This is a genomic window from Paraburkholderia mimosarum LMG 23256 = NBRC 106338, assembly GCF_000739815.1.
GTDB lineage: Bacteria > Pseudomonadota > Gammaproteobacteria > Burkholderiales > Burkholderiaceae > Paraburkholderia > Paraburkholderia mimosarum.
The window spans coordinates 185,330-211,697 of the sequence record NZ_BBJJ01000001.1; the positions used below are offsets into that span (position 1 = coordinate 185,330).

Below are 26,368 nucleotides of genomic sequence, written 5' to 3' on the forward strand. Positions count from 1 at the left end.
CATCGGATTCCTGATTATTTCGATGCTGCGCACCGCTAGCGGCGCAGGCGCAGGAGCAGCGTGCCGAGCGGCGGGAGAACGAGCGCGGCCGACTGCGGCTTGCCGTGGCTCGCAACGCTCTCGGTGTTGACGAGCCCCCCGTTGCCTATGTTCGAGCCGCCGTAGACCTCGGCGTCGGTGTTCAGCACCTCTTCCCACTGGCCGGGCTGCGGCATGCCGATGCGATAGCCGTGGCGCGGCACCGGCGTGAAGTTGCAGATCACGACGATCTCGCCGCCCGAGCCGTCCACGCGGCGCCATGCGAGCACGCTGTTTTCCGTGTCGTCGGAAACGAGCCACTCGAAGCCGCCGGGCTCCGAGTCGAGCGTATAGAGCGCGGGCTCGCTCGTGTAGAGGCGGTTCAGGTCGCGCACGAGCGTTTGCACGCCGCGGTGCTGCGGGTCGTCGAGCAGGTTCCAGTGCGGCGTGCCGTCGTGATCGAACTCGGCCATTTGCCCGAACTCGCCGCCCATGAAGAGCAGCTTCTTGCCGGGGTGGGCCCACATGAAGCCGAAGTAGGCGCGCAGATTCGCGAACTTCTGCCAGCGGTCGCCGGGCATCTTGCCTAGCAGCGACCCCTTGCCGTGCACCACCTCGTCGTGCGAAAGCGGCAGCACGAAACGTTCCGACCACGCGTAGACCATCGCGAACGTCATCAGATGATGGTGATAGCGGCGGTAAACGGGGTCTTCGTGCATGTAGTGAAGCGTGTCGTGCATCCAGCCCATGTTCCACTTGAACTGGAAGCCGAGGCCGCCGTCTTCGGGGCGCGCCGTGACGCCGGGCCATGCTGTCGATTCCTCGGCAATGGTGATGACGCCGGGGCGCTGGGGCACGTATTGCGTTTCGTGATTGAGGCGCTTGAGAAAGGCGATCGATTCGAGATTCTCGCGGCCGCCGTAGATATTGGGCACCCACTGGCCTTGCGCGCGCGAATAGTCGCGATAGAGCATCGAGGCGACGGCGTCCACGCGCAGTGCATCCACGTGATAGCGCAAGAGCCACGCAAGGCCCGATGCGATCAGGAACGCGCTCACCTCGCGGCGTCCCAGGTTGTAGATCATCGTGTTCCAGTCGGGGTGATAACCTTCGCGCGGATCGCCATGCTCGTAGAGCGCGGTGCCGTCGAAATCGATGAGACCGTGCGTGTCGTTCGGAAAATGCGCGGGCACCCAGTCGAGAATCACGCCAAGGCCCGCTTCGTGCGCGCGATCGACGAACGCCGCGAAGTCCACCGGGGAGCCGAGGCGCGCCGTGGGCGCGAATTGCGCAAGCGGTTGATAGCCCCACGAGCCGCCAAACGGATGCTCGGCCACGGGCAGCAATTCGAGGTGCGTGAAGCCCATGCCCTGCGCGTAGGGGATCAGGCGTTCGGCGAGCGCGGCCCAGTTCGGCGCGGGGGCGTCGGCGCCCTGCGTGGGTAGCCACGAAGGCGCGTGCACTTCGTACACCGATATCGCGGCACGCGCGTTCTGCCGTTGCACGCGCGTTTGCAGCCAGTCGTGATCGCGCCACGCGTAATGCTCGATGGCCTCGACGGGCGCCACGATCGAAGCCGTGCCCGGCGGGCATTCCGTCTGCTGCGCGCAGGGGTCCGCCTTGAGCGGCAGCACCGCGCCGCGCGCGCCGAGGATTTCATACTTGTACCGCGCGCCCGCCGCCACGCGCGGAATGAAGAGCTCCCAGACACCTGCCTCATGGCGCAGCCGCATGGGGTGGCGACGGCCGTCCCACGCATTGAAGTCGCCCACCACGGACACGCGTTTCGCATTCGGCGCCCAGACGGCGAAGCGCACGCCGGGCACGCCCTCGCAGGTGAGCGGGCGCGCACCGAGGCATTCGAGCACCGCGTAGGGGTCGCCGTCGGCGAGGCGCACCAGCGCTTCGCTTGAAAGCTGCGGACCGAATGAATAGGTGTCCTCGATTTCCTGGCTGACGCCATGCCAGTCGATCACGAGGCGGTAGGGCACGGCTTGCGCGAGCGGCCCTGCATAGAGTCCCGCGGGGTGCACGAGCGCGAGCTCGCCGAGCGTGTGCGCGCGGTCGCGCGCCACCACGCTCGCGCCTGCGGCGTTCGGCAGCCACGCGCGCACATAGGGCGCGCCGTCCACCCAATGCAGCCCGAGCACTGCGAAAGGATCGGAATGGTGTGCGCCGGCGAGCGCGTCGGCATCCTGCGGATTCAGGCCGGCGTGGGGCGCGCGGTCAGCCATGGGCACCTCCTCCGGAATGGGACTGCGTGGGGGCCAGGCCGAGCACGCGCGCCGCGATCGCCGCGAGCCCGCGCACCGGCAGTGCGAGCCACGCGGGGCGGTTCGCCGCTTCGTAGCGGATCTCGTAGGCCGCCTTCTCGATCAGGAACAGGTCGAGCAGCGCCTGTTCGTGCGACGCACTCACGAGCGTGAGCGGCGCTTCGGCCACGGCCGCGCGATATTGACTCAGGAACGCTTCGGCCGCGTAGCCGCGGAAGCGCTCGAACAGCGCGCGCTTGCGGTCGACGACCGGCTGCGGCGCGTTCTCGAGCGTCGATTGCGCAGCGGCGCCCGCATAAGAGAGCGAGCGCAGCAGGCCCGCCACGTCGCGCAACGGCGAGGTCTTCGCGCGCCGGTATTCGAGCGCTCTCGCGGGCTCGCCTTCGAAGTCGATCAGATACGCGTCGCCCTGCGAAAGCAGCACCTGACCCAGATGGAAGTCGCCGTGTATGCGTATGCGCGCCGCCTTTGCATCGAGCGGCACGAGTTCGTCGATCTTCGCGACGAGCGCCTTGCGGCGCTCGATCAGGCCGCGTGCGAGGTCGCGTGCATCGGCGTCCAGCGTCTGTTCGTCGTTGCCCGTATGCTGCGCGACGATATCGAGCGCTTCGTTGAGCATGGACTTCGCATCGGCGATCCAGGCGCGGACGTCGTCGGGCGTGGCGGCGACGGCGGCGAACGCTTCGTCTTCGGTGGGTCGCGCGAGCATCGCGTGCAATTCGCCGAGCCGCTTGCCGATCGCGCCGATCACCGAGCAGTAGCCTTGCACGGCCTCTTCTTCGTGCGCCTGATCGACGCTCGTGTCGTCGTTCATGGCGAGCGCGAGTTCGTCGATCGTACGGCGCAGGTAATCGAGCGCCCAGTCCCAGGCATTGCCCTGGTTGTCGATAAAGCCCTGAACGATGACGAGCGTGTGCGGCACGCCCGCGGGATCGACGCGCACCACTTCGCCATAGAGCGGCGCCGTGTTCGCGTAGCCAAGCTTCGTGAGGTAGCGGCTCATTTCCGCTTCGGGGTGCACCCCCGCCATCAGCCGGCGCACGATCTTGAGCACGAGTGCTTCCGCGATGACGAGCGAGCTGTTGCTCTGCTCGGCGGCGAGCCAGCGCACTTCCGGCGCTTCGCCCAGGTCCAGTTCGTCGAGCCGGTCGGTCGGCTCGAAGCGGATCGTGCTCTGTTGCACCGTGGGCACCGCGGCGTGTTCGCGCAGCTTGCGCAGCACGCCGTAGGCGAACCAAGGCAGCGAAAAGGCGTCGGTTAGATAGCCCACGGTGCGGCCGCGCCGCACGCGCGAGAGCGCGAGCTGGATATGCAACGGCGTGGTGATTTCGGCGCCCCACGTGATGGCGATCGGGAGTACGTAGCGCTCGCTCGTGCCATCCGCGAGTTCCGCCTCGATCTCGGTGAATGCAAACCCCGCGCCATGTATCGTCGTGAGCGCCGCGAGGCGCACCGAGCGCAGCGGCTTGTCCTTCGAAGCGAACCAGCGCCGCCGCGAGAGCCACGAAGGCAGCACTTCCGATTCGAGCAGCCGCACGTTTTCGGGCGTCGCACCCGTTTGTCCTTCGCGTATGACCACGGTCACGAATTCGGGCAGCTGTTCCGAAGTCGGCTGGCTCCACGAAGGCCGCTGGTTGCCGGGGCACAGGAGGAACCACAGGAAGCCGTAGGGCGGAAAGGTCAGCAGATAGGGCAACTGACCGATGGCCGGGAAGACGGAATCGGCCGTCATTTCGACGGGCGCCGTCCCGGCGAATTCGGAGAGGTCGAGTTCGACGGCCTGCGGCGCGCGCGACAGGTTCGCCACGCACAGAATGGGCGCTTCGCCGGGCATTTCGCGCAGGTACGCGAGGATCTTGCGGTTCGCGGGCCGCAGGAAGCGGATCGAGCCGCGCCCGAACGCCTGCTTCGCGCGGCGCGTGGCGAGCATGCGCCGCGTCCAGTTGAGCAGCGAATGCGGGTCGCGGCTTTGCGCTTCGACGTTGATCGCGTCGTAGCCGTAGAGCGAGCCCATGAGCGGCGGCAGCACGAGCTGTTCAGGGTCGGCGCGCGAGAAGCCGCCGTTGCGGTCCGACGACCACTGCATCGGCGTGCGCACGCCGTCGCGGTCGCCCAGATGGATGTTGTCGCCCATGCCTAGCTCGTCGCCGTAGTAGATCACCGGCGTGCCGGGCATGGAAAACAGCAGCGAGTTGATGAGCTCGATGCGGCGGCGGTCGCGCTCCATGAGCGGCGCGAGCCGCCGTCGAATGCCGAGGTTCAGGCGCGCGCGGCGGTCGCTCGCGTAGGTGTTCCAGAGATAATCACGCTCCGAGTCCGTGACCATTTCGAGCGTGAGCTCGTCGTGGTTGCGCAGGAAGATCGCCCACTGGCAGCGTTCGGGCAGATCGGGCGTCTGCTTCATGATGTCGATGATCGGAAAGCGGTCCTCGCTCGCGATCGCCATATAGAGGCGCGGCATGAGCGGGAAGTGGAACGCCATGTGGCATTCGTCTTCTTTGCCGAAGTATTCCTGCACGTCTTCGGGCCACTGGTTCGCCTCGGCAAGCAGCATGCGGTTCGGGTAGTGCTTGTCGATGGTCGCGCGAATCTGCTTGAGGATCGCGTGCGTCTCGGGCAGGTTCTCGTTGTTCGTGCCTTCGCGCTCCACGAGATAGGGCACGGCGTCGAGGCGCAGCCCGTCGATGCCCATGTCGAGCCAGAAACGCATGACCTGCAGCACTTCTCGCAGCACGGCGGGATTGTCGAAGTTCAGGTCGGGCTGGTGCGAATAGAAGCGGTGCCAGTAGTACGCGCCCGCAATGGGGTCGTGCGTCCAGTTGGACGGCTCCGTGTCGATGAAGATGATGCGCGTGCCCTGGTACTTCTGGTCGGTATCGGACCACACATAGTAGTTGCGATGATTCGAGCCGGGCTTTGCACGGCGCGCGCGCTGGAACCACGGATGCTGGTCCGAGGTATGGTTGATGACGAGCTCGGTGATCACGCGAATGCCGCGCGCGTGCGCTTCCTGGATGAAGCGGCGCACGTCGGCGAGCTGGCCGTAGTCGGGGTGCACGTTGCGATAGTCGGCGATGTCATAGCCGTCGTCGCGGCGCGGCGAGGGATAGAACGGCAGCAGCCAGATCGCCGTCACGCCAAGGCCCGCAATGTAGTCGAGCTTGGCGAGGAGGCCCGGAAAGTCGCCCACGCCATCGTTGTTCGCATCGAAGAACGATTTCACGTGCACCTGGTAGATCACCGCGTCCTTGTACCAGAGCGGGTCGTCGCCGAGCAGCGAAGGCTTGCCGCGTCGTTGCGTGGCGCGCTCTTCGCGGCGCTGCGGGTCGGACACGGTCGGGTCGCGCGTGACGGTCTGCACGTTGGTTGCCACAGGCTCGTGCGTAGCGGGGTCGCGTTTCATGTCGCACCTACGGGCGGGAAGTCCGCGTCGAGTTCGGGGTGGCCTGCTATGTGGGCTTCGGCGTGCTCATCGGCGTGTTCGGGCGGGGGTTCTTCGCGCGGCAGCCCAGTCGCCGGCTCGATGCGCCAGATTGCGAAGGGCCGCGCATGCGGATCGAGCCGCGCATGCTGCCAGCGCCCGTACCAGTCGAAGCGCTCGCCCGTCATTTCGTCGACCACGTTGAGCGTGGCATGGTCGTCGAGGTGCCAGCGCTGGAACGTCGCCCACGAGAGTTCGAAGTCGGCGCCCTGTTCGTTGAAGGCGTCAAGATTGATCGCCACGACGATCACGTTGTCGCGCGCGGGCGTGGCCTTCTCGAAGCAGAGCATGGAGTTGTTGCGCGCATCGAGGAACGTGATGCCGAGATGCGTGTGCAGCGCCGGGTTGGCGCGGCGTATGCGGTTGAGCGCGGCGATCTCCGCGACGATGTTGCCGGGCCGATGCCAGTCCCACGCGCGCAGCTGGTATTTTTCGGAGTCCAGATATTCTTCCGAGTTGGGCAGCGCACGCCCCTCGCACAATTCGAAGCCGCAATACACGCCCCAGAGCCCCGAAAGCGTTGCCGCTAGCGCCGCGCGGATCAGGAAGCTCGAACGTGCGCCGGTTTGCAGGTGGCGCGGATTGATGTCGGGCGTGTTCACGAAGAAGTTCGGGCGATAGAAGTCGCGCACCTCGGTTTGCGTGAGCTCCGTGAGGTAGTCGGTAAAGTCGCGCTTCGATTCGCGCCACGTGAAATACGTGTACGACTGCGAGAAGCCGAGCTTGGCGAGCCGGTACATGAGGCGCGGCCGCGTGAAGGCTTCGGAGAGGAAGATCACGTCGGGATGGCGCGCGCGCACGTCGGCGATCATCCATTCCCAGAATGGCAGCGGCTTCGTGTGCGGGTTGTCCACGCGGAAAATGCGCACGCCCGCGTCCACCCAGAACAGGATCGCGTCGCGCAAGGCGAGCCACAGAGCGGGTTTCGAGTCGTGCGCGTAGAACTCGGGGTTCACGATGTCCTGATACTTCTTCGGTGGGTTCTCGGCATAGCGCAGCGTGCCGTCGGGCCGCCACGCGAACCAGTTCGGATGCGCCTTGAGCCACGGATGGTCGGGCGAGCATTGAATCGCGAAGTCGAGCGCGATCTCGAGGCCTTGTTCGTGCGCCGCGGCGAGCATGCGGCGGAAGTCGTCGAGCGTGCCCAGTTGCGGATGCACGGCGGTGTGGCCGCCTTCGGCCGCGCCGATCGCATATGGGCTACCCACGTCGCCGGGCTGCGCCGTGAGCGAGTTGTTGCGCCCCTTGCGATTCGCGAGACCGATGGGGTGGATCGGCGGAAAGTACAGGACGTCGAAGCCCATTTCGCGGATGCGCGGCAATTTGGCGATCACGTCGTCGAAGGTGCCGTGGCGCGATTCGTCGTCGCTCATCGAGCGCGGGAAGATCTCGTACCAGCTCGCGAAGCGCGCGGCGCTGCGCTCCGCATCCACGCGATTGACGATCGCGTCGCGCGAGAGGAAGGGGCGGTGATGCGCCGCGCGCACGGCGGCGGCCGTGGAGGGCGCGGCGAGCAGCGCGCAACGTGTTTCGGTATCCGCACCAATGAAGCGCTTGACGATGGCGTCGAGCGTGTCGCGGGTGCGCTTGCCGGTGTCGCCGTCGGCGTCCGATGTGTCGGCGGTTGCAAGCACGAGTGCGAAAAGGCGGCTCGCTTCTTCCATCTCCAGATCGACGGCCTGGTTCGCAGCACGCTTCTTGTGCACATGTTCGGCGAGCGAGGCGAAGTCGTCGCGCCATGCGATCACCACGTATTCGTAGCGCCCCACGCGATCGAGCGGGAAGCGGCCCGCCCACAAGTCGGTCCCCGCAGGCGGCACGGGCGTCATGGGCGACTCGTGCCAGGCAGTTTCGTCGGCGGCGCGCCAGAGCACGGCGGCGTCGATGCGGTCGTGGCCTTCGGCGAAGATAGCCGCGCGCACTTCGCAACGTTCGCCCACGGTGCGCTTCGCGACAAAGCGTCCGTGATCGACAGAAGGTGTCGCGCTTTCGATCGCGATACGCGGCGCGGCGATCGCGTCGCTCACGCTCTTGTGTCCGCTCGTGCTTGACTTCCCGCGGTCCTCGGGCGGCGCGAGCACCACGGGCGGGCTCGCGAGCGCGCGAAACATCCAGCATGCGCCCGCCGGCAGCGTGAAGACATCTGGTATCGCGCTCGCGTCGCGCGTCGCGGGCATGCGCGCGCCGCGCAGCGTTTCCGCGTCGAGCGGTGCGAAGCGCGTGAAGCCGCCAGGCACGCCGTCGAGGAGGCGCGAGAGATCCACGCGCACCGCCGCGGCGAGCGCGGGATTGACGAGCGTGAGCACGGCGTCGCCAGCGTCTCGCAAGTCGGCGCGGTCGCCGCGCAGGAGCGCCGCGACGCTCGCGCCTGGACCATTGAGCGCGCGCAGCTCGCCGTTGGTCTGCAGGGGCCAGGTCTCGCGTTGCAGCGCGTTGACGTGCGCGACGTCGGCGCTCAGGTCGAACGGTGCGCGCGCTTTCGCCGCTTCCCAGGCTTGCACGCTGTTGCCGCTATGCGCTATCGCTTCGTCCACGCCATATTCGAAGCCCATCGGCATCAGCCATCCGGTGCCGAGCGCGGCCGCTGCGCGCAGCATGCGGCGATAGGCGCGCTCGACGGCGCGCGCGTCGGCTGCGCCTTCCTGGTCGTGCAGGTAGCGCTCGCCATAGGGCGCCTCCGGAAACGTGATCGGCGAGCCCACGCGGCGCAATGCAGCGTGCTCCTCGACGAGCCAGCTCGACGAGAAGTCCCACCAGCGCAGGGACGAGAACGTGGCGTCGAAGCCCGCGCCTTCCAGCTGCGTGATCGCTTCGCGAGGCAGCCCCGGCGTTGCGGCGAGCCAGCGCGTTGTTGCCGAGCGTGCGCGCACCGCATCGAAAATCGACCTCAGCACATGCGGCGGCGTGCGGTGCGGCGAGTCGATGCGAAAGCCGCCAATGCCGGCTTCGACGAGCGCGATGGCGCGCGCCGTCCACCATGCGATGAGCGGCGCCGCCGCGCGCTCGAAATCCGCGTAGGCGACGTTGGCTTCGCGATGGCCGTGGCGCGGATCGAGCCGCGCGTCTTCCGGCTCGAAAGGATGGAACCATTCGGGGTGCGCCGTGTAGAGGGCACCGTCGGCGGCGGCGCGGTCGAGCACGAGGTCCGCGAGCAGCGTGACACCCTGCGTTTGTGCCGCGCGAGCGAGTTCGCGTACGGCGTCGTCTACCGAAAGCGCGCTGGCGAAGGCCGCGTTCAGACGCGCATGATCGGCGACGATGCGGTCGTCGCCCGCCGCGCCCGCTGCGAACAGCGCGCCGATCAGGACGTGGTCGAAGCCAAGCGACGCCGCGCGGGCGAACTGCGCCGGCCACGCCTCGAGTGGTCCGACAAGGAGGGAATGGACGAAATAGATCCGCGGCGCATAGGCGTGGGGAGGTTCCATCGGTCGTATTCCAGGTACGTCAGGCGACGGGGATGCAGGACGGTTCAGCCGAAATGCGATCACGCCGCCCGGGGGCTGCCGGAGCGTGCCGCGCTGCGCGTGGTGGACAGGCACGTGCTGTTCAGAGTAGTGCAATAGCAGGCCGGAACCAAACCGCGTGCGCCGCGTGGCGACTTCCGGTGTGGCCGAGCAAGGCACATGCCCACGCGCGAACCATGCAAGCGGCGGCGCTCGAATGCGTGAAAGCGGGCAGAGAGGGGAGCGTCCGGCATCGATTGCCGGAATGCTTTCAGCGAAGCGAGACTGCGGTCAGTCTAGCTGCCGACCATGCTGGCGGCGATGTTTACGCAGAGCCCTAGCACGGCAACATTGAAATAGAACGACAGGATCGATTGCGCGAGCACCCCGCGCCGCGCGCTGCGCCCGCGCAGGCCGACATCGGCGGTTTGCGACGCGCAGGCGATGGTGAACGAGAAGTACAGGAAGTCCCAGTAATTCGGCGTGAGATGCGCGTCGGGAAACGCGAGGGCCGGCTCGCCAGGATCGGAACCGTAATAGAGGCGTGCGTAATGCAGCGTGAAAATGGTGGGAATGAGAAACCACGCGCCGATGAGCGTCAAGCCGGTGAGCACGGAATGCAGAACTTTCGAGGCCGTGCCGAGGTCTTTCGTCGTGCCCAGTTCGAGCACGATGGCGACGATGCTCGCGACCGTTGCCGTACAAATGAGAGCGAGAACCGTGACCGCGTTTTCGTCGTTGCGCCGGGCGTTTGCGCGCACGCTTTCTTCGTTTGCGAACGCCATGTGGAACCACATCAGCACGAGGTAGGTCCACACCGTTGCGTCCCAGCCGAGCAGGGTGCGCGCCAAAGGGCGGATCGAGGGGGGCGAGAGCGCGCCGAGCATGATGCCTACGGCGATGGCGATCATCAGATGCGGCCGGTTGCGCAGTACCTGTGGAATGACGTTCATGGTGTTTGGCGTGCCGCGCAAGGGGGCAATGGATGCTGGCGTGCAGTTTGCGACGGGCTTCGGGTTGCGGCGATTCTACCGTGTATGACCGGGCGTCGAGGTGCGCAGTCATGCGCGGCATCGGAGCTTGAGGCGTCCGGGAGGCCGCGTCGGATTCCACGACGAAAGCTAAGGGAAAGAGGTCGACGATGCTCGACAGAACAGCCTTCGCAAACCAGGATTCGGGCACGGCACTTGCGTACGATCACGGCCACTGCCATTCGACGCGCCGCGAAATCGCAGGTCTTACGATGTTTGGCGCTCATACGCCCCACTCACACAGCGCTATGATGAAACCATGACGCAAACACCCGACGCTCCCGTTCAGCATCATCGCGCCAACCTTGCAGGTCGCGACTTCGTCGTAGGCGATTTGCATGGTTGCGTGGAGGCGCTGCGCTATCTTTTGCGCGAGGTCGAATTCGACACCTCGCGCGACCGACTGTTCTCGGTGGGCGATCTTGTCGACCGCGGCGATCGCGAGCAGTGTGAGCAGGCGCTCGCACTGCTCGACAAACCGTGGTTCCATGCGGTGCTCGGCAACCACGAAGACGCGCTGTGCGCCGTGGCCGAAGGCCGCATGCCGCGCAATCGCTGGTACGGAATCGGCGGCGGCTGGGCGCAGACCGTCCCTGATGAGGTGCTCGTGCGTTATGCGCAACGCTTGCGCCAATTGCCGCTCGCGCGCGTGGTGGGCGATGGGGAGAAGCGTTTCAATGTGATTCACGCGGAATTCTTCGGCGACGACGCCGCCCTCGACAGCGGCCAGTTCGAGCCCGATGTGCGCGAACGCCTGCTTTGGGGGCGCGATCTCGTGCTCGGCAAGGGCGACCCGGCGCGCCATGCGCTCTCGCTGACGTTCTGCGGACATACGCCCGTGCGCGAAGTGCGGCAGATCGGCTCGCAGGTGTTCATCGACACCGGGGCTTTCATCACCGAGGGGCGCCTTACCATGGTCGAGGCGCTCACCTCGCGCATCTGGTCGGTATCGACGGTCGAGGCGCTGGCGCAGGGCGCGGCCGCGATCTTGCTGCCCTGAGGTTCGTGACTCTGCGGCCGCCTCTTTGCCGCTCCGGTCAGACGATTCTGTTCAACTCGAACACCATGTCGATGGTGTGCCCGTTCCAGTTGTATTCCAGATACGCCGCGTGATGGCACGCGCGCAGCAGCGTCGTGCTGAGCGCGGCGAGACATTCGCCGGCCGCGTCGCGCACAGACGAATACGCGATGCCCGGCGCGCGCGCCTCGCGGGCGGCGCGGCCCAGTGCCTGGCCGGCCGTGTAGTCGTCGGGCGAGAGCACGGCGGGATCCAGCGCGGGGTCATCGCGCAGATCGATGACTTTGCCATCCGCAATCACCGTATAAAGCCGCATTTGCTGGCGGATGGGCGGCTCATTCGTGGCCGCGAGAAAAAGCGCCGAGTGATAGCGCGTTTCGGCGACGGCGGTGGCGCGCGAGCGCGCGCAGTAAAACACGCCGTAGGTCCCGTCGGAAAAACGGCTGCCCTGTGGATTCAGATGCGTGAACGCCGCCATGATCGGCCCATAGCCGGGGCCGAAGCGGCGCTCCTCGCGCGGCACGAGGTCCAGTTCGCCGGTTTCGGTGCGCAGACGGTCGTTGGTGAGCGCTTCCAGCGCATAGAGCGCCTCGAAGTCTTCCGCCGAAGCCACGCGGTCGAACAGGTTCACGGCGGGAAAACGCGTGGGAATCACGCGGTACGCGGGCGACCAGGTGAGCTGGGCGCTGCGCCAGCGGTCCTGCCAGATCGTTTGCGTCACGCCCAGCCGCCTCGCATGGCGTCGAGATACTGGCGCACCGCCACGAGGTCGCTGACGTTGCCGGCCAGCATGCGGTCGAGCGCGCGCCGGCCGCCGAAGGGTGGCGCGCTGTTGGGGCGCTTGATCCAGGTGTCGGCGGAGGCGGGCTGGGGGAGGAGAATCTGCAAAGCCTTGTAGATGCCGAGCAGCAGCGAAAGGCGCTCGAGTGTGTCGCGGCCGAGGCGGGCGGTTTGCGGCGACTGTTTCCACTTGAAGAACGTGGATCGGCCCGGCGAGCCGAGCAAAATAATCTGCTCGTCGGTGCTCAGGTCCCAGGCGAGCGCGATCCTGAAAAACGCCCTCAACCCTGCCGCCGACATTTCGCTCAACGAAGGCTCGGCGCCCTGACGGCGCGATGGGGTGACGGAAGCGGTGGCGGGTGGCATGGTGGTCGAGTCCCAGATTGAACTTTTAGTAGATATTAGTCCATATATGGATTATTGCAAGCTTGACTGCCCCAGGGTTCACGCGGCGGCGTCCATGCAGGCGATTCGAGCTACCGCCGGTCCGGGGCTCGGCACCGCCTGGCGTCCCGCGCCCTGCTAGCCGGTGCCGAGCCCCGCAGCGAGCAATTGCAGCGTCGCCGCAGTCCTTGGCTCGCGCACCCGCGAGTGGAGCATGACCTGCGAAGCCGGCAGCGCGGGCAAACCGAGCCGTGTGCCCACGTCGACGAGTTCGCGCGGCGCAACGCGCCGGGCGAGCGGCGAAACCGCGAGACCGGCGACCAACGCCGCGCCCACCGCGGCGACGCCACCGCCCACGAACACCTCTGTCCAGGCGATGCCTGCGGCGTCGAGCGAGCGGAGCGCCGCTGTCCGCACCGCGCAAGGCGCGGCGAGCAGCGCGAGCGGCAGTGGCGTGCCGGGTTGCCACTGCCATTGCGGCTGGGCGAGCCAGACGAGCGGCTCGGCAAAGAGCCGGCGAGCGTCGCCGCGCGCCGCCTCCTCTTCCTCCTGGCGGACGATCACCGCCTGCAGCCGACGCTCGTCGAACTGCGCCAGCAAATGCGCCGAGAGCCCCAGATGCAGTTCGATCACGAGCCCCGGGTCATGATTGCGAAGCTGGGCGAGCTGGCGTGCCAGATTGGCATCGGCGACATGCTCACTGAGCCCCAGCGCGAGCCGCCGCTCGTCACGGGAAAGTGCGCCGAGCGCGCGTTCATGCGCCCCGAGGAGATCGCGAGCCGCGGTTAGGAACGTGCGGCCGTCGGCTGAGAGCCGCACCACACGCGGCGTGCGCTCGAGCAGTTGCTTGCCGAGATGCGCTTCGAGGCGTTTGAGCTTGAGGCTGACGGCCGACTGCGTGGTATGGAGTACGTCGGCCGCGCGGGTGAAGCTGCGAAGTTCGGCAACGAGGACGAAGGCGCGCACGCCATCGAGATCCAACGGTTTCATTTTCATCAGAAATGGATGAAATATAGATCTATATCTGTTCGTTATGATAGATCGCGCCTAAGCTGATGTCATGTCAAAACCACACAGGAGTTCGACATGCCATTCACCCGTATCGCCGTTCGCGCCGGCAAACCCGCCCCGTACCGCAAAGCGCTGATGCAAGGCGTTCATCGCGCGCTGATGGAGGTCTTCAAGGCGCCTGAAGACGACATCTTCGTGATCGTGACGGAGCATGACGCCGACAACTTCGTATTCGGTCGGCACTACTTAGGGATCGAGCGCAGTGACGATCTGGTCATGATTCAGATCGCCGTGAGCAATACGCGCGGACAAGATCAGAAGAAGGCGCTGTTCGCACAGATCGCGGACAACCTGGCGCACGAGCCGGGTGTCCGGCGAGAGGACGTGTTTGTGAATCTCGTGGACGTGGCGCGGGAGAACTGGTCGTTCGGCAACGGTATCGCGCAGTACGCGACTTGACGCACGGGTCTGCGGCTGCCTCACGTGGGGTAGCCCGGACTGATTCCAGAAAGCAGCATGCCTTGTCAGGCCGCAAAGCCTACCGGGATGAGATAGACGACGGTTTGGCCGTGAGGCAGAGCGAGCGCCCGTGCTGCCTTGGGCCCGTCAACGGCGCCAACAGGCACGGCGGCAAGCCCGAGCGCAGCGGCCTGAAGCAGGATGTTCTGCGTGGCGTGCCCGGCTTCGATGTCGGTGTAGACGTTGGCCCTGGCGCCGTACCGCTGGGTGAGCCGACCAGGGTCGGCGCCCACCGCGATCACGAGCGGCGCAGCCCCGACGGACGCTTGCCCAAGTGCAAGGGCCCTCAACTCGGGGCGCATATCGGACGTGGCCCGTGTTTCGCCCCGATGGCCATGAGGCAGGTAGTGCATCACTTCGGCGGCGGTCACCGCGTAAAGCTCGAGCGCGTACAACGCGCCGGCCGACGGTGCTGCGCGCTTGCCGTCTTCGCTGGTGACGCCCTGGCCTGCCCACAGCAACTGACCGACGGTCTCGACAGGAAGCGCGTCTGGCCTGAAGGCGCGTACGGACCTGCGCCGCTGGATGGCTTCTTCGAGGGAGACCTTGCCGGCGACGTTGGGCTTGGGCAGCGCGATCTCATTGGTGTACCGCGCCTCGCTCTCCAGTGCTTCGCTGGTGGAAACCTCGGCAATTGCGCCTGCGGCCAGCACAGCTAGTACTTCACGGCGTTTCATCGTGCGCCTCCATGAACGATGGAGCAGGCCAGCGGGCGGAACCGGGGTCTGCGCGAATCTCAGCACTTCGCTTGAGCCAGTATTGGAAACCGGTGGTCCTGCAATATGGACGATGCGATCCGAATCTTCGTGTGGAAGTTTACTTTCGTATTGCCCTGCGACCTTATCGCTGCGACCACGCGGGATGTACGTCGTCGCCATGCCGGCCCAATGGCAATGGTTATACACCGTAAATCCAATCGTGCGATGTTTGCGTGCGCCTGCATTGTTTCGTAACCGGGCCCCCGCGACTCGCCTATAAGGCCCGACTCACCAGCAACGGATCCACCACCCCCAAGGCGTCCGCATCACGACTCGCATAAGGCAGCTTGTGCAGCACGTACCGCATGGCGTTGATCCGCGCTCGCTTCTTGCAGTCCGATCGAATCACAGTCCAGGGCGCGTCGGCAGTATCGGTCTGCGAGAACATGGCCTCTTTGGCCTGCGTATAGTCGTCCCACTTGTCGAGCGAAGCGAGATCGACCGGACTCAGCTTCCACTGCTTCAGCGGATGCACCTTGCGTTCCTTGAAGCGCCGACGCTGCTCCGCACGGCTCACCGAAAACCAGAACTTGATCAAGTGAATGCCGCTACGAATCAACTGGCGCTCGAACTCGGGCACCTGCCGCATGAAATCGGAATATTCGTCAGGTGTGCAGAAGTTCATCACATGCTCGACGCCTGCGCGGTTGTACCAGGACCGATCGAACAGCACGATCTCTCCGGCCGAGGGCAAATGCTGCACGTAGCGCTGGAAATACCACTGGCCGCGCTCGACTTCCGTGGGCTTTTCGAGCGCCACGACACGCGCGCCGCGCGGGTTCAGATGCTCCATGAATCGCTTGATCGTGCCGCCCTTGCCCGCTGCATCGCGGCCCTCGAACAGGATCACGACACGCTGCCCGGTTTCGCGCACCCACGCCTGAAGCTTGAGCAGTTCCACCTGGAGCCGATACTTCTGCCGCTCATAAGCGCGCCGTGACATGAGGTTGCGATACGGATAGCCGCCTTCGCGCCAGCCGGCGGCCAGTTCCTCGTCGGGGTGGCGTGTGCGCGAGTTGCGCCAGTCGGCCGGGTTGCCTTCGAGTATCAGACTGCGCAGTTGCGCGGCTTCGTCCGGCGACATGCCTTGCATCAACGCGGCGATCGAGTCGAGCAGCGCAGTGGGCGGAGTCTGCTGGGTACGAGTTTGGGCGACGAGATCATGGACGGCGCCTGCGATGGCCTGGCTCGCGGACTCGACGGCGTCGTCGACGGTTCGCAGCTCGGCGCTGCGGGCCGTGACGAGCGGGAGCCGTGCGGCGGGGCCGCTGTCGCCGGGAGCTGGGCAGGGAATGGATTTGGGCATGGCGGTATGGGCGGATGCGGGGATGGGAGAGCCTGGCAGCAAGTGCCGGCAAAGCCCGGTGGCAACGGAGCGCTGACACCGCGCGGGTACGAGCGACGGCGGCACGGCGAAAATGCCGGCCGCCGATGTCCCGCGCCGATCCGCAGACGGCTCGCGCGGGACGCCGGCGGGCTCAGGCTGCCGCCGTTTTCCTGAGGATCAGGTACAGCGAATCCTTGAGCTGAAGTTTTTCCTTTTTTAGCTGCTCGATTTCCATGCCATGCGAAGCCACGACGCCGGCTTCCATGTTCTTTATCTGCTGGTCGAGCTCGTTGTGGCGATGAAAGATCCGGGCGAAGTGGTCATCCTGAACCTTGAGGCGCGAAATCAAATCTCTGTACTCTGGGAACACTCAATACTCCTTACAGGCGTGCAACACAGGAAAAAATGGAACGTAATTATTTTTCCACCGTCTCGACATGGCAGTCTTGACCGTCATCAGACATCGGAAAGCGGATCCCGGATGCGTCAGGGGCGCTACCTGGGGCGCCGGTGCCTTGTCGCGTGTACCATCGGGCGTGTCGTCGCCGTACGTGGCCCCTCATCCGCTTGCACCGTTCTAAGCCTCAGCGCCTACCCAAAGAACCCTGGAGTGTTCATGGCTCGCGTTCTGGAAATCGTGCTGGATGTCGTGATCCCGGCCGAGCGGGATGGAAAACGTTCAAAAGCGCTCGCCGAACCGTCCGGGGCGCCGGCTAGCCCGAAGCCTTCGGAGCGGGCGGCCAGCCTGTGCGCGGCGTTGCCGTCGCTCGTGGCGCTGCCCGATGCGCGCGAATGCGTGACGACCGTCGCTTTCGACCGCGGCGGCGCGCTGGCGCGCCTGGGCTGGCGCGTGGCCGTCGAGGCGCGCGGCGACATGCGGCGCATGGTCGTATCGAGCCGGCGCGTGCATACGCCGGGGATCACGGCGGTTGCGCCGATCTTCGAGGCGCCGCTCGATGCGACCGGCATCGCCGATTCGCTCTTCGAGGGCGCGCCGGAGCCGTTTCGCGAGGCGCTCGGCGTTGCGGACGATCTAACGCCGTCGGCCGCGCTCGTTGCCACGCGCAGCCGCTGGCGATGGCCGCGCGATCGCGTCGACGTGTTGCTCACCTTCGACGAGGATTTGCACGAGCCGCCTGTCCCGCCAGAGGAGGCGCGCGATTGGGTGCCTGGAAAGTCTGCGCCTGCGTCTGATCTGCACGAATTGCGCGTGAGCGCGCCCTGGCCGGAAGGCGAAGACGGGCGGCCTGTGATCGATGCGCTTTTTGCCTGCGCCCGCGACCTGGTCGGTGTGCTGCCGGCGTTCGTGCGCCTGACCGATGCGCTCGAACGTGCCACGGCCGGCAGCGCGACCGGCGACGCCGAGCCCGTCAAGGCCGAACCCGTGGATCTCGCCGGGGCGGCTTCGGCCGAGGCCGCGCTCGTCGCGATCGGGCGCAACGTCAGCGCGCAGTGGTTCGGCAACGACGCTGGCGTGCGCGACAGCAGCAACGGCGAATTCATCCATCAGATGCGCGTGGCGCAACGGCGGTTGCGCACGGCCATGCGGATCTTCTCGCGCTGGTGCGACGAGACCTGGGAAAAGGACATCGAGCCGGAGCTCAAATGGCTCGGCGGCTTGCTCGGCGATGCACGCGACCGCGATGTGTTCGTCGACTCGACACTGCCCGCGCTCGCTGCCGCCGATCTCGAACCGGGGCTCTGGAATGCGATACGCGACGAAGCGAACGCGCAGCGTCACGCCGCCAGGGCGCGGTTGCGCGACGCGCTGGGTTCGCAACGCTACGCGCTCGTCGCGCTCGCGTGGCTTCAGTGGCTCGATCCACTGGCGCGCCGAGCTGACGATGTGGGCGACGCCGGCCGCTCGCTGCACCGCCACGCGAAGCAGCGCGTCAAGCGCTACTACGAGCAACTCATGAGCACGCAAAAGCTCACGGCCATCGACGAGGCAAGCCGCCATCGCGCGCGCATCAACGCGAAATACCTGCGCTACACGATCGAGTTCTTCGCCACGCTCACGTCGCGCCGCACACGGGTGGAGATCGCGCGCACGCTTGCGCGGCTGCAAAGCGTGCTCGGCGATGGGAACGACGCCGCAGTGGCCTTGCGCTATCTCGAATGCATGGGGGCCGAGCCTTATCAGCTCGGCTTCGCGCGCGGCTGGTGCGAAGCCGTCAAGCGCTACACCGCGAGGGAAGGCGAGCGCCTGCTGCGCGAGCTGGACGAGCCGAAGGTGCCGCGCGGCGCTCGCGGCGCGTCTCTATAATCGCCGACGGGTTGTTGGACTCTCCTCTCATTTCGTGTTGTTTTTCACGCCCGCGCATGATGGCTCCCGCTGACTCGAATTTGCCTCCGACCGGATCCGGCGACGCCGAAGCCGAAGCCGGTTCTGCCGCGTTGCCCGCTGCGCCGGGACTGGGCCTTGGCGGCTCGGTCTGGTTCCAGTCCGGGCAGCAGATGCTTGGCGGCGCCTCGCGCATCGCGTTGCTCGAAGCGATTCGTGCGACCGGATCGATCACCGGCGCGGCGAAGGCCGTCGGCATGAGCTACAAGGGCGCCTGGGACGCCGTCGACGCGATGAACAACCTCGCGGGCGAAGCGCTCGGGGTGCGCGCGGCGGGCGGCAAGGGCGGTGGCGGGACGTCGCTCACGCCGCGTGCGCTGCGTCTCGTCCAGACGTTTCGCGCCATCGAGCATGAGCACCAACGCTTTCTCGAGCGTGCGGCGAGGGTGCTCGACACGGGTGCGACGAATAGCACAGGCGAGCCAGCCGGGGGCTTGGAGAGCGATCTGGCCATGCTCGGACGTTTCGCAATGCGCACAAGCGCACGCAACCAGCTCTTTGGCACCGTCGCCGGCGTCGTTCGGGGCGCGGTGAACGACGAGGTGTCCATCGCGCTGCCCGGCGGCGAGGCGCTCGTCGCCACGATCACGCGCGAGAGCACAGAAGCGCTCGGGCTTGCCGCGGGTGCGCCAGTGGTCGCGCTCGTGAAGGCGACTTCCATCGTGCTGGTCTCCAGTGCCGCGGACGCGGCGCGGCTTTCGGCGCGCAACCGGCTGAGCGGGACGGTGGAGGTCGTGCGGCGGGGCGCCGTGAATGCCGAGGTGACGCTCGCCCTGCCGGGCGGCGCCGTGATTGCGGCGATCGTCACCGACGCGAGCGTGGACGCGCTCGGACTCGTCCCCGGGGCAGCGGCGACGGCCGTATTCAAGGCCTCGAGCGTGTTATTGGGAGCGGCCGGCTAGGTGCGGCCGGCTGAGGTGCGGCCGGCTAGGTGCGGCCGGCTAGGTGCGGCCGGCTAGGTGCGGCCGGCTGAGGTGCGGCCGGCTGAGGTGTGGCCGGCTGAGGTGCCGCAGGGATGAGGCGCGGCTGGCGTACAGCCCTCAGGCGTGGCGCTGCGCCGGTGGCGTCAGGCCGTTGCGGGTTTGCGAGACAGGTGCGACCGGCGCGCGGTTCGCGCGGCCGGCTTTCCACTTCGCGCGCACATAGGGACGGTCGTGGCCCGAAACCGTCAGCGCGATGTTGGTGACCCAGCGATGCGTGGGCACGTGCACATTGTGCAAAGCGACGGTCAGTGCCGCGAGGCTCAGCGCGACGACCGCCGCCGAAATACGCTGTGCCTGCGCCAGCCACCAGTAGCGCGCGAAGACGAGCGCCGTGAGCGCGCCGACGATGCAGCCCGTGACGGCCTCGGAAGGCGAGTGCGCGGCGAGCACCACGCGCGAGAGCGCGACCGCGAGCCCCACTGCGAGTCCTGCGGCCACGCCTGCGGCCCGCAGGAGCGACGGGGTTCCCTGGAGCATCAGGAAAAACGCGACCGGGTAGACGGCCGTGGAGAGCATGGCGTGCCCGCTGATGCCGGTGAAATCGAGTTCGCGCACGCCCACACCCCAGCCGAGGAAGGCGATCTTCGTCAACGTCACCAGCCCGATTGCCACGCCGAGCAGCAAGGCCCAGCTCGCCGCCATACGCCACGGATAGCCCACGACGAGCCAGAGCGCAATCGCCAGCGCGAGCGGCAGGGTGAGGCCTGCGCCGCCGAGATTGGTAATGGAGTACCAAAGGTGAATGGGCAAATCTGGCATGAGTCAGCGCCGCCGAACTGTAGGATCTGCAGCTCACTGCTAGCAGGGTCTATAACAGCTACTTAACGCGCGAGCCGATGAGGCGGCCGACACACGCGTCAGACATGCGTTCAGTATAGCTGTGTCGCATTAATGAAAGCATGGCACTTCGGGGACGCCCCTCCCGGAATCGAACCGGACCGATCTGCAATCTCGTTCATTTGATGCTATTGTGCATTGCACAATGCACGGATCGCGGCACACGGTCGCAGTCCGTCCGACCCTTTTATGAGGCATCGATGACGAAAAATCTGTCGAAGCTATGGGCAGGTGGCATGCGACGTCTGCTCGCCATCCCGTCCCGGACTGCCCGCGACGCCCTGAAGGGCACGAAGGCCGTCCATGCGCCCAAGCCCCAGGCCATCTGGCGAGCCGCTCAAGCCGCGGCCGAGGAGGCGGCAAAGCGATTCGTGCCGCGCAAGGGCGCGCAGGCCCGCACCGGCGCGCCGCTGCGCGAGTCGCGAGTGGGGCCGCGGGCAGCCGCCTGGGCCGCGGGCGAATGGCGCCGCGCGGAGCACATCGTGCCGGCCAATGCTCATCATGGGAGGCGCACCATTCCCTACGGGCTTTATCTGCCGCCGGCGCGGTCGACGGCAGGCAGGCCGCTTGTCGTGATGCTGCACGGGTGCAAGCAGTCGATGGATTCGTTCGCCGAGGGCACGCGCATGAACCTGCTCGCGGACCGCCACGGTTTTGCGGTGGTCTATCCGGAGCAGACCGAGCGCGCGCACCCGCACCAGTGCTGGCATTGGTACGACTCGCGCGAAGCGGCAGGCGGCGGTGAAGCGGCGGCCGTCGTTTCGCTGGTCGATGCGCTCGTCAACGCGTACGGCTTCGACCGTTCGCGTGTTTATGTGGCGGGCTTGTCTGCCGGAGCGGGGCTAGCGATGCTGCTGGCGTTGCGCTCGCCCGGCCGCTTCGCAGCCATCGCATTGCATTCCGGCCCAGCTTTTGGAGAGGCGCGCTCGGGCGTCTCCGCGCTCGACGTCATGCGGCGCGGCGTTCACCGGGATCCGGTAGCACTCGTCGAAAGCGTGCTGGCCGGGCGCATTCACCCGGGCATGCCGGCGATCGTCGTTCAAGGCGATGCCGATTCCGTGGTCGCACCCGTGAACGCGGAACAACTCGCCGTGCAGCTGCTGCGCCTGAACGGCCTGGCCGATGCGCGCGGCGTACGGCAGGGTGTCGTGTCGCACGAGACCTTCAAGGACGGCTATCGCGAGCAGGATTACGAACTGGACGGGGAGAGCGTGGTGCGGCTATGTCGCGTAGCGGATCTCGATCACGCCTGGAGCGGGGGCGACGATGCCGTGCCGTTCCACTCGTCGACCGGTCCGGACGCGAGCGCCTTGTTCTGGGAGTTTTTCGAGAGACACCGCCGCGAGGCCATCGACGAGTCTTACAGCGACGAATCGACGCACGAGTTTCATCGAGCACGCATCAGGGCAAGATAGGGGTTTACCCGAATTAGGGTTTCCCCTATAATGGTCTCGTTCGATTACGGGCTCGTGCCCGCCAAGAGGGGCCAAATCATGTACCTGCTCAGCCGTCTTTTCCTGTTCCTGACCGAAACCGCTGAAGCTCGCCGCCAGCAGCGCGAAGAAGCGTATCTGGCGCAATCGGTCGACATTTACGACCTCGAGTTCCGCATGCGCAAGCTCGACCTGGAGAAGGCCACGCGTCATCCGTCGTGGATGAGCCACTACGGCTAAGCAGGAATGCGGCGCCCCAATGGGCGCAGGATGAGGGCGGCGCCTATGGCGCCGCTTTGCGTTTGGGCTGCTTTAACCTTTGCGCTCCCGCTCGAGCGCACCGCTCAGCGGCCGGAACCCGGCATTTCGGCGGGCTGCTTTTCCTGCACCCCGAAACAGCCGCGATAGGTCGCGTAGAACGAGCAGTAAAGCATCGTCGTGACGATGACGAGCGCGGGCATCAGGATCGCCACCGTGAACTCGCCGGCGCCGAGCGCGCGCAGCAGCGCCGACAGACCGATCGAGACGACCGTCGAAACCGCGAACCACAGCGCGCCGAACACCACGAACGCGCCCTTGTTGCGCCAGCAACTCACGATGCTGAAGAACATGGCCTTCACCGGCGGCACGTCGTGCCACGCCGTGAGCACGGGCGCGAACCAGAACAGCATCGACACCGGCACGTAGCAAAGCAGGGAAGCGAGCACCGCGAGCGGCACGTCGGTGTTTTCGAGCGACTCCGCGTCAAGCGTGCCGCCGATCGTCATCAGCCGCAACAGCGCGCCGCCGTCTACGAACGCCGACGCGGCGAGCACCAGCAGCATCGCCACCACGTAAATCCCGCCGAGCAAGAGGAGCTGCTTCGCCACGGTACTGCCGTACGAGCGAAAGCCGTCGATGAGGATGGTCGGGAACACCGGCTTGCCCGCGATCGTGTCGCGGCATGCCGCCATGAAGCCGACGGCCACGCCGGGCACGAACAGCAACGGCAGCAGGCCGCCGATGACCGGAACCGCGGAGATCAACGTCATCGCCAGCAGATAGGCGAAAAACAGCGTGAGGAACGCGAGCGGATTGCGGCGGAACAGCCAGATGCCCTGGCGGAACCAGACGTAGCCCGTTTTCGCGGGGACTTCGATTAATTGCATGGGCGATGGGGCAATGCGTGATGGGAGCCCGAGGCACTGGCGGCGAGGCGCTCGCGCAGGATGCGCTCGAAGTGGCCGGGGTCGTGAGGCTTGAGCAATTCGGCCGAGCGCGGCAGATGGAAATCATACAGGCGCGAGACCCAGAAGCGGTACGCACCGGCGCGCAGCATGTCCATCCAGTGCCGCGCTTCCTCCGGTGTGAATGGGCGCACGGTCTGGTAGGCGCGCAGCAGCGCGTCGGCGCGCGCCGTGTCGAGCTTGCCCGTGGGGAGATCGACGCACCAGTCGTTCACCGTCACGGCTACGTCGAAGAGCCACTTGTCGCAGCCGGCGAAATAGAAGTCGAAAAAGCCGCCTAGCCGCACTTCGTGGCCGGGCGCCGGGTGCGTATGCGCAAACATGGCGTTGTCGCGGAACAGGTCGCAATGGCAGGCGCCGCCCGGCAGCGCCGCATAGTCGGCCGAGGCGAAGAACGCGCGCTGGTGGTCGAGTTCGCTCGTGAGCAGCGAGCTTTGGGGCTCGTCGAGGAAGGGCAGCACCGTCGGCACCGTTTCCTCCCACCACGCCAGGCTGCGCAGATTCGGCTGGTCGCCGTGGAAGTCGCGGCCCGCAAGGTGCATGCGCGCGAGCATCTGGCCCACCTCCGCGCAGTGCTCCACGCCGGGCGCGAGTTCGGGCGCGCCTTCGAGCTTCGAGACGATCGCCGCGGGCTTGCCGTGCAGCAGGCCGAACAGTGCCCCGTCCTTACGCGGCATAGGGTCCGGAACCGGAACGCCATGCGAGGCCAGGTGCCGCATCAGGTCGAGGTAGAACGGCAGTTGTTTCGCCGTCAGTTTTTCGAAGATCGTCAGGACGTATTCGCCGCGCGTCGTCGTCAGGAAGAAATTGCTGTTTTCAATGCCTGACTGGATGCCGCGGAATTCGACGACATCGCCGAGTTCATAGTCGCGCAGCCATTGGGCAAGCTCATTGTCGGTGACAGCGGTGAAGACGGCCATGCAAGAAGGTCGGTTGATTGGTAATGGTCGGTCGGCGAACGCGGCGTCGTGATGCCCGGGGGCTCAAGAGCGTGGTCGTCTCAGGCGCGATGGCGGTGGCCCGGCTTCCGGGCGACGCACATGGCATAGCCGCGCGCATGCCCCAAAAGGGCGCGCGCGGTCAAATGACTCAGTAATGCAGGTTGATCGACGGCAGGCGCGTGCTGGCCTGGCCGTTATTGCGCACTTGCGGCGAGGTGTCGGGGTTCGCGCTCATGCTGTAGCGCGTGCCGAAGTTCGAATGCACGTTGATTTCGACGGGCTTGCCCTTGTCGCGGTATTCGGTGATTTCCGTGCCGTTCCGGCTCACTTCGTGAAAGCTGGGCTCGCGCGGGACGTCGTTGATATCGACCTTCGAGGTGACGCGCGCGGCCGGCTTGTTGTTGATCGCAGCCAGGTCGGGCAGGCCCGCGCGTTCATTTTCTGACTGCGCGGATTGTGCCTCGACGGCGGTCTTCGCGTCGTCGGCCGGCGCTGCCATGGCGACCCCGCTGAAAGCGAGCGTGAGCGCGACGGCGGCAAGAAGGTGCGACTTCATTGTGATTCTCCTGTCGACCAGAGCTGGGGGCTTAGCCGCGACTCCGGCCACATGCAAGGCTGGGATGCTTCAATTCTAGCAAATCCGGCCGCCGCGCCCCATGTCGCGCCATCGCTGCGGCCCGCGCGTGGCGGGCCGCTTGCGGCGCTCGCGGGTTGCACGCAGCCGGGGCCGCAAAAGCCCGTGCACGGCGGGGGGCAGTACTCAGAATGTCGCACCTTCCGTGGTAAGGTGGTTCCATCACACGCCAGAGGCGAACGAAGATGAACAACGATTACCTGCGGCCCCTCATGACGCCGGCGCACGACTTCCAGGACGAGTCTTTCGAAGACGCGGCCGACGCCGTGGCGCGTCTCTCGAGCATCTACGAAGCCAATACGTCTTTCCTGCGCGACGCGTTTGCGCGCTATCGCCGTGGCGAGGCGTTCGACCGGCGCGTGCGCGCCTGCTATCCGTTCGTGCGCATCCGCACAGACGTCAACACCCATATCGATTCGCGTCGCTCGTATGGCTTCGTGGCCGGCCCCGGCGTGTTCGAGACCACCGTCACGCGGCCCGACCTTTTCGGCAACTACTATCGCGAGCAGTTGCGCCTGCTCGCGAAGAACCATCACGTGGGTATCGAGGTGGGCGTTTCGGATCAGCCGATTCCCGTGCACTTCGCGTTCGCCGAGGGCATTCACCTCGAAGGCGACCTCGACCGCGATCGCCTCTTCGCCATGCGCGACGTGTTCGATACGCCCGATCTCGCGCAGCTCGACGACCGCATCGTCAACGGCACCTATGAGCCGCACCCGGGCGAGCCGCATCCGCTTGCGCTCTTCACCGCGCCGCGCGTGGACTTTTCGCTGCATCGGCTCAAGCACTACACGGCGACGTCGCCCACGCACGTGCAGAACTACGTGCTCTATACGAACTATCAGTTTTATATCGACGAGTTCGTGAAGCTCGGCCGCGCGATGATGGCGCACACGGACGACGCCGACCTGCGCAATTACCGCAGCGAATACACGTCGTTCGTCGAGCCCGGCGACGTGGTCACCTATAACGCGAACCTCGGCGAACAGGACGACGAGGGCACGGCGCCGGCGCGGCTGCCCCAGATGCCGGCGTATCACCTCAAGCGCGCGGACGGCAGCGGCATCACGATGATCAACATCGGCGTGGGGCCGTCGAATGCGAAGACGATCACCGATCACATCGCCGTGCTGCGTCCGCATGCGTGGATCATGCTGGGCCACTGCGCGGGCTTGCGCAACACGCAGCGCCTCGGCGACTACGTGCTCGCGCACGGTTATGTGCGCGAGGATCACGTGCTCGATGCCGACCTGCCGCTGTGGGTGCCGATTCCTGCGCTCGCGGAAGTGCAGCTCGCGCTCGAACGCGCGGTGGCGGAAGTCACCAGGCTCGAAGGCGTCGAACTCAAGCGCGTGATGCGTACGGGCACCGTGGCGAGCGTCGACAACCGCAACTGGGAGCTGCGCGATCATCGCGAGCCGGTGCAGCGCCTCTCGCAAAGCCGTGCGATCGCGCTCGACATGGAAAGCGCGACCATCGCCGCGAACGGATTCCGTTTTCGTGTGCCGTACGGCACCTTGCTGTGCGTGTCGGACAAGCCGCTGCACGGCGAGCTCAAACTGCCGGGCATGGCCGACTCGTTCTATCGCGCGCAGGTCGATCAGCATTTGCAGATCGGCGTGAAGGCGATGGAGATCCTGCGCACGAACGGTTTGCACAAGCTCCATAGCCGGAAGCTGCGCAGTTTTGCGGAGGTGGCGTTTCAGTGAGGAAGCGTCATCTGGCGGGGCTTTGGTGGCTCCGCCAGATCTTGCGTTGTGTAATTCGAAGGTTGGTGTCTAACTTGCGCGCTTGATTGGGCAGGGGCGACACACGTTTACATTCTCTCGTCTTCGCGTAATGCGCGATCAATTGCGCGGTCGTCTGGCCATCAAGTGACTGAGTCCTTCACAGGGGCAATTTACTGTTCGCGCAGCTGAAGCCATTT

The 26,368-nt window shown here is 66.2% G+C and carries 21 protein-coding genes; 7 read left to right on the top strand and 14 right to left on the bottom strand.

Annotated features, from left to right (window positions below):
• Positions 1-35: 35 nt before the first annotated feature.
• The 4 genes from glgB to BMI01S_RS00810 all read right to left on the bottom strand — a co-directional run bounded on the left by glgB (position 36) and on the right by BMI01S_RS00810 (position 10,168).
• On the bottom strand, positions 36-2,252 hold the full coding sequence (glgB, locus tag BMI01S_RS00795; protein WP_028229800.1) for a 1,4-alpha-glucan branching protein GlgB: 2,217 nt from the start codon (positions 2,250-2,252) through the stop codon (positions 36-38).
• Entirely contained in the window at positions 2,245-5,694 is a 3,450-nt protein-coding gene (gene treS, locus BMI01S_RS00800) for a maltose alpha-D-glucosyltransferase (RefSeq protein ID WP_042287944.1), read from the bottom strand. Before treS ends, glgB begins: the two co-directional genes overlap by 8 nt.
• Positions 5,691-9,197, bottom strand: a complete 3,507-nt coding sequence (locus BMI01S_RS00805; RefSeq protein WP_063619572.1) for an alpha-1,4-glucan--maltose-1-phosphate maltosyltransferase — start codon at positions 9,195-9,197, stop codon at positions 5,691-5,693. Before BMI01S_RS00805 ends, treS begins: the two co-directional genes overlap by 4 nt.
• A 314-nt stretch (positions 9,198-9,511) precedes the next feature.
• Complete coding sequence (locus tag BMI01S_RS00810; RefSeq protein ID WP_028211066.1) at positions 9,512-10,168, bottom strand: DUF1345 domain-containing protein; 657 nt, start codon at positions 10,166-10,168, stop codon at positions 9,512-9,514.
• 337 nt (positions 10,169-10,505) lie between these two features.
• Between BMI01S_RS00810 and BMI01S_RS00815 the strand changes: the two genes are divergently transcribed.
• Positions 10,506-11,246: a metallophosphoesterase gene (locus tag BMI01S_RS00815; protein ID WP_028229801.1), complete on the top strand. Its 741-nt coding sequence runs from the start codon at positions 10,506-10,508 to the stop codon at positions 11,244-11,246.
• Positions 11,247-11,283: 37 nt separating this feature from the next.
• Here BMI01S_RS00815 and BMI01S_RS00820 read toward each other — a convergent pair whose 3' ends face one another.
• From BMI01S_RS00820 to BMI01S_RS00830, 3 genes are all read right to left on the bottom strand, one after another.
• Entirely contained in the window at positions 11,284-11,985 is a 702-nt protein-coding gene (locus BMI01S_RS00820) for an RES family NAD+ phosphorylase (protein WP_028229802.1), read from the bottom strand.
• On the bottom strand, positions 11,982-12,344 hold the full coding sequence (locus BMI01S_RS00825) for an MbcA/ParS/Xre antitoxin family protein (RefSeq protein WP_036018516.1): 363 nt from the start codon (positions 12,342-12,344) through the stop codon (positions 11,982-11,984). The genes BMI01S_RS00820 and BMI01S_RS00825 overlap by 4 nt, the downstream gene beginning before the upstream one ends.
• Before the next feature lie 222 nt (positions 12,345-12,566).
• Positions 12,567-13,418 (bottom strand): LysR family transcriptional regulator, encoded by an 852-nt coding sequence (locus tag BMI01S_RS00830; protein ID WP_028229803.1) that lies wholly within the window; start codon positions 13,416-13,418, stop codon positions 12,567-12,569.
• A 96-nt stretch (positions 13,419-13,514) separates the two neighbouring features.
• Between BMI01S_RS00830 and BMI01S_RS00835 the strand changes: the two genes are divergently transcribed.
• Positions 13,515-13,898, top strand: coding sequence for a tautomerase family protein (locus tag BMI01S_RS00835; protein WP_028229804.1), 384 nt, complete (start codon positions 13,515-13,517; stop codon positions 13,896-13,898).
• Between the two features lie 65 nt (positions 13,899-13,963).
• On the opposite strand, the gene BMI01S_RS00840 is transcribed toward BMI01S_RS00835, so the two are convergent.
• The 3 genes from BMI01S_RS00840 to BMI01S_RS00850 all read right to left on the bottom strand — a co-directional run bounded on the left by BMI01S_RS00840 (position 13,964) and on the right by BMI01S_RS00850 (position 16,413).
• The gene (locus BMI01S_RS00840) at positions 13,964-14,635 is read right to left on the bottom strand and encodes a SagB/ThcOx family dehydrogenase (RefSeq protein WP_028229805.1); all 672 of its coding nucleotides are present in this window, start codon (positions 14,633-14,635) and stop codon (positions 13,964-13,966) included.
• Between the two features lie 295 nt (positions 14,636-14,930).
• The gene (gene ppk2, locus BMI01S_RS00845) at positions 14,931-16,022 is read right to left on the bottom strand and encodes a polyphosphate kinase 2 (RefSeq protein ID WP_042287949.1); all 1,092 of its coding nucleotides are present in this window, start codon (positions 16,020-16,022) and stop codon (positions 14,931-14,933) included.
• Positions 16,023-16,194: 172 nt separating this feature from the next.
• Complete coding sequence (locus BMI01S_RS00850; RefSeq protein ID WP_028211058.1) at positions 16,195-16,413, bottom strand: YdcH family protein; 219 nt, start codon at positions 16,411-16,413, stop codon at positions 16,195-16,197.
• A 246-nt stretch (positions 16,414-16,659) separates the two neighbouring features.
• Between BMI01S_RS00850 and BMI01S_RS00855 the strand changes: the two genes are divergently transcribed.
• On the top strand, positions 16,660-18,309 hold the full coding sequence (locus BMI01S_RS00855; RefSeq protein WP_028229807.1) for a CHAD domain-containing protein: 1,650 nt from the start codon (positions 16,660-16,662) through the stop codon (positions 18,307-18,309).
• 191 nt (positions 18,310-18,500) lie between these two features.
• Positions 18,501-19,289 carry a TOBE domain-containing protein gene (locus BMI01S_RS00860; RefSeq protein WP_244145273.1) on the top strand — a complete coding sequence of 263 codons (789 nt, stop codon included), beginning with the start codon at positions 18,501-18,503 and terminating at the stop codon, positions 19,287-19,289.
• A 138-nt stretch (positions 19,290-19,427) separates the two neighbouring features.
• On the opposite strand, the gene BMI01S_RS00865 is transcribed toward BMI01S_RS00860, so the two are convergent.
• A complete protein-coding gene (locus tag BMI01S_RS00865; protein ID WP_028229809.1) occupies positions 19,428-20,129 on the bottom strand; it encodes a phosphatase PAP2 family protein in 702 nt (233 codons plus the stop codon).
• 278 nt (positions 20,130-20,407) lie between these two features.
• Here BMI01S_RS00865 and BMI01S_RS00870 point away from each other — a divergent pair, with 278 nt between their 5' ends.
• Positions 20,408-21,622: an extracellular catalytic domain type 1 short-chain-length polyhydroxyalkanoate depolymerase gene (locus tag BMI01S_RS00870; protein ID WP_036044058.1), complete on the top strand. Its 1,215-nt coding sequence runs from the start codon at positions 20,408-20,410 to the stop codon at positions 21,620-21,622.
• A 78-nt stretch (positions 21,623-21,700) separates the two neighbouring features.
• A complete protein-coding gene (locus BMI01S_RS00875) occupies positions 21,701-21,880 on the top strand; it encodes a DUF3563 family protein (protein WP_028211053.1) in 180 nt (59 codons plus the stop codon).
• A 104-nt stretch (positions 21,881-21,984) separates the two neighbouring features.
• Here BMI01S_RS00875 and BMI01S_RS00880 read toward each other — a convergent pair whose 3' ends face one another.
• The 3 genes from BMI01S_RS00880 to BMI01S_RS00890 all read right to left on the bottom strand — a co-directional run bounded on the left by BMI01S_RS00880 (position 21,985) and on the right by BMI01S_RS00890 (position 24,363).
• Positions 21,985-22,788, bottom strand: a complete 804-nt coding sequence (locus tag BMI01S_RS00880) for a BPSS1780 family membrane protein (RefSeq protein WP_028211052.1) — start codon at positions 22,786-22,788, stop codon at positions 21,985-21,987.
• A complete protein-coding gene (locus BMI01S_RS00885; protein WP_028211051.1) occupies positions 22,779-23,786 on the bottom strand; it encodes a homoserine kinase in 1,008 nt (335 codons plus the stop codon). The genes BMI01S_RS00880 and BMI01S_RS00885 overlap by 10 nt, the downstream gene beginning before the upstream one ends.
• 169 nt (positions 23,787-23,955) lie before the next feature.
• Complete coding sequence (locus BMI01S_RS00890) at positions 23,956-24,363, bottom strand: hypothetical protein (RefSeq protein WP_028211050.1); 408 nt, start codon at positions 24,361-24,363, stop codon at positions 23,956-23,958.
• A gap of 290 nt (positions 24,364-24,653) precedes the next feature.
• Between BMI01S_RS00890 and BMI01S_RS00895 the strand changes: the two genes are divergently transcribed.
• Positions 24,654-26,150 (top strand): AMP nucleosidase, encoded by a 1,497-nt coding sequence (locus BMI01S_RS00895; protein ID WP_028211049.1) that lies wholly within the window; start codon positions 24,654-24,656, stop codon positions 26,148-26,150.
• Positions 26,151-26,368 lie beyond the last annotated feature (218 nt).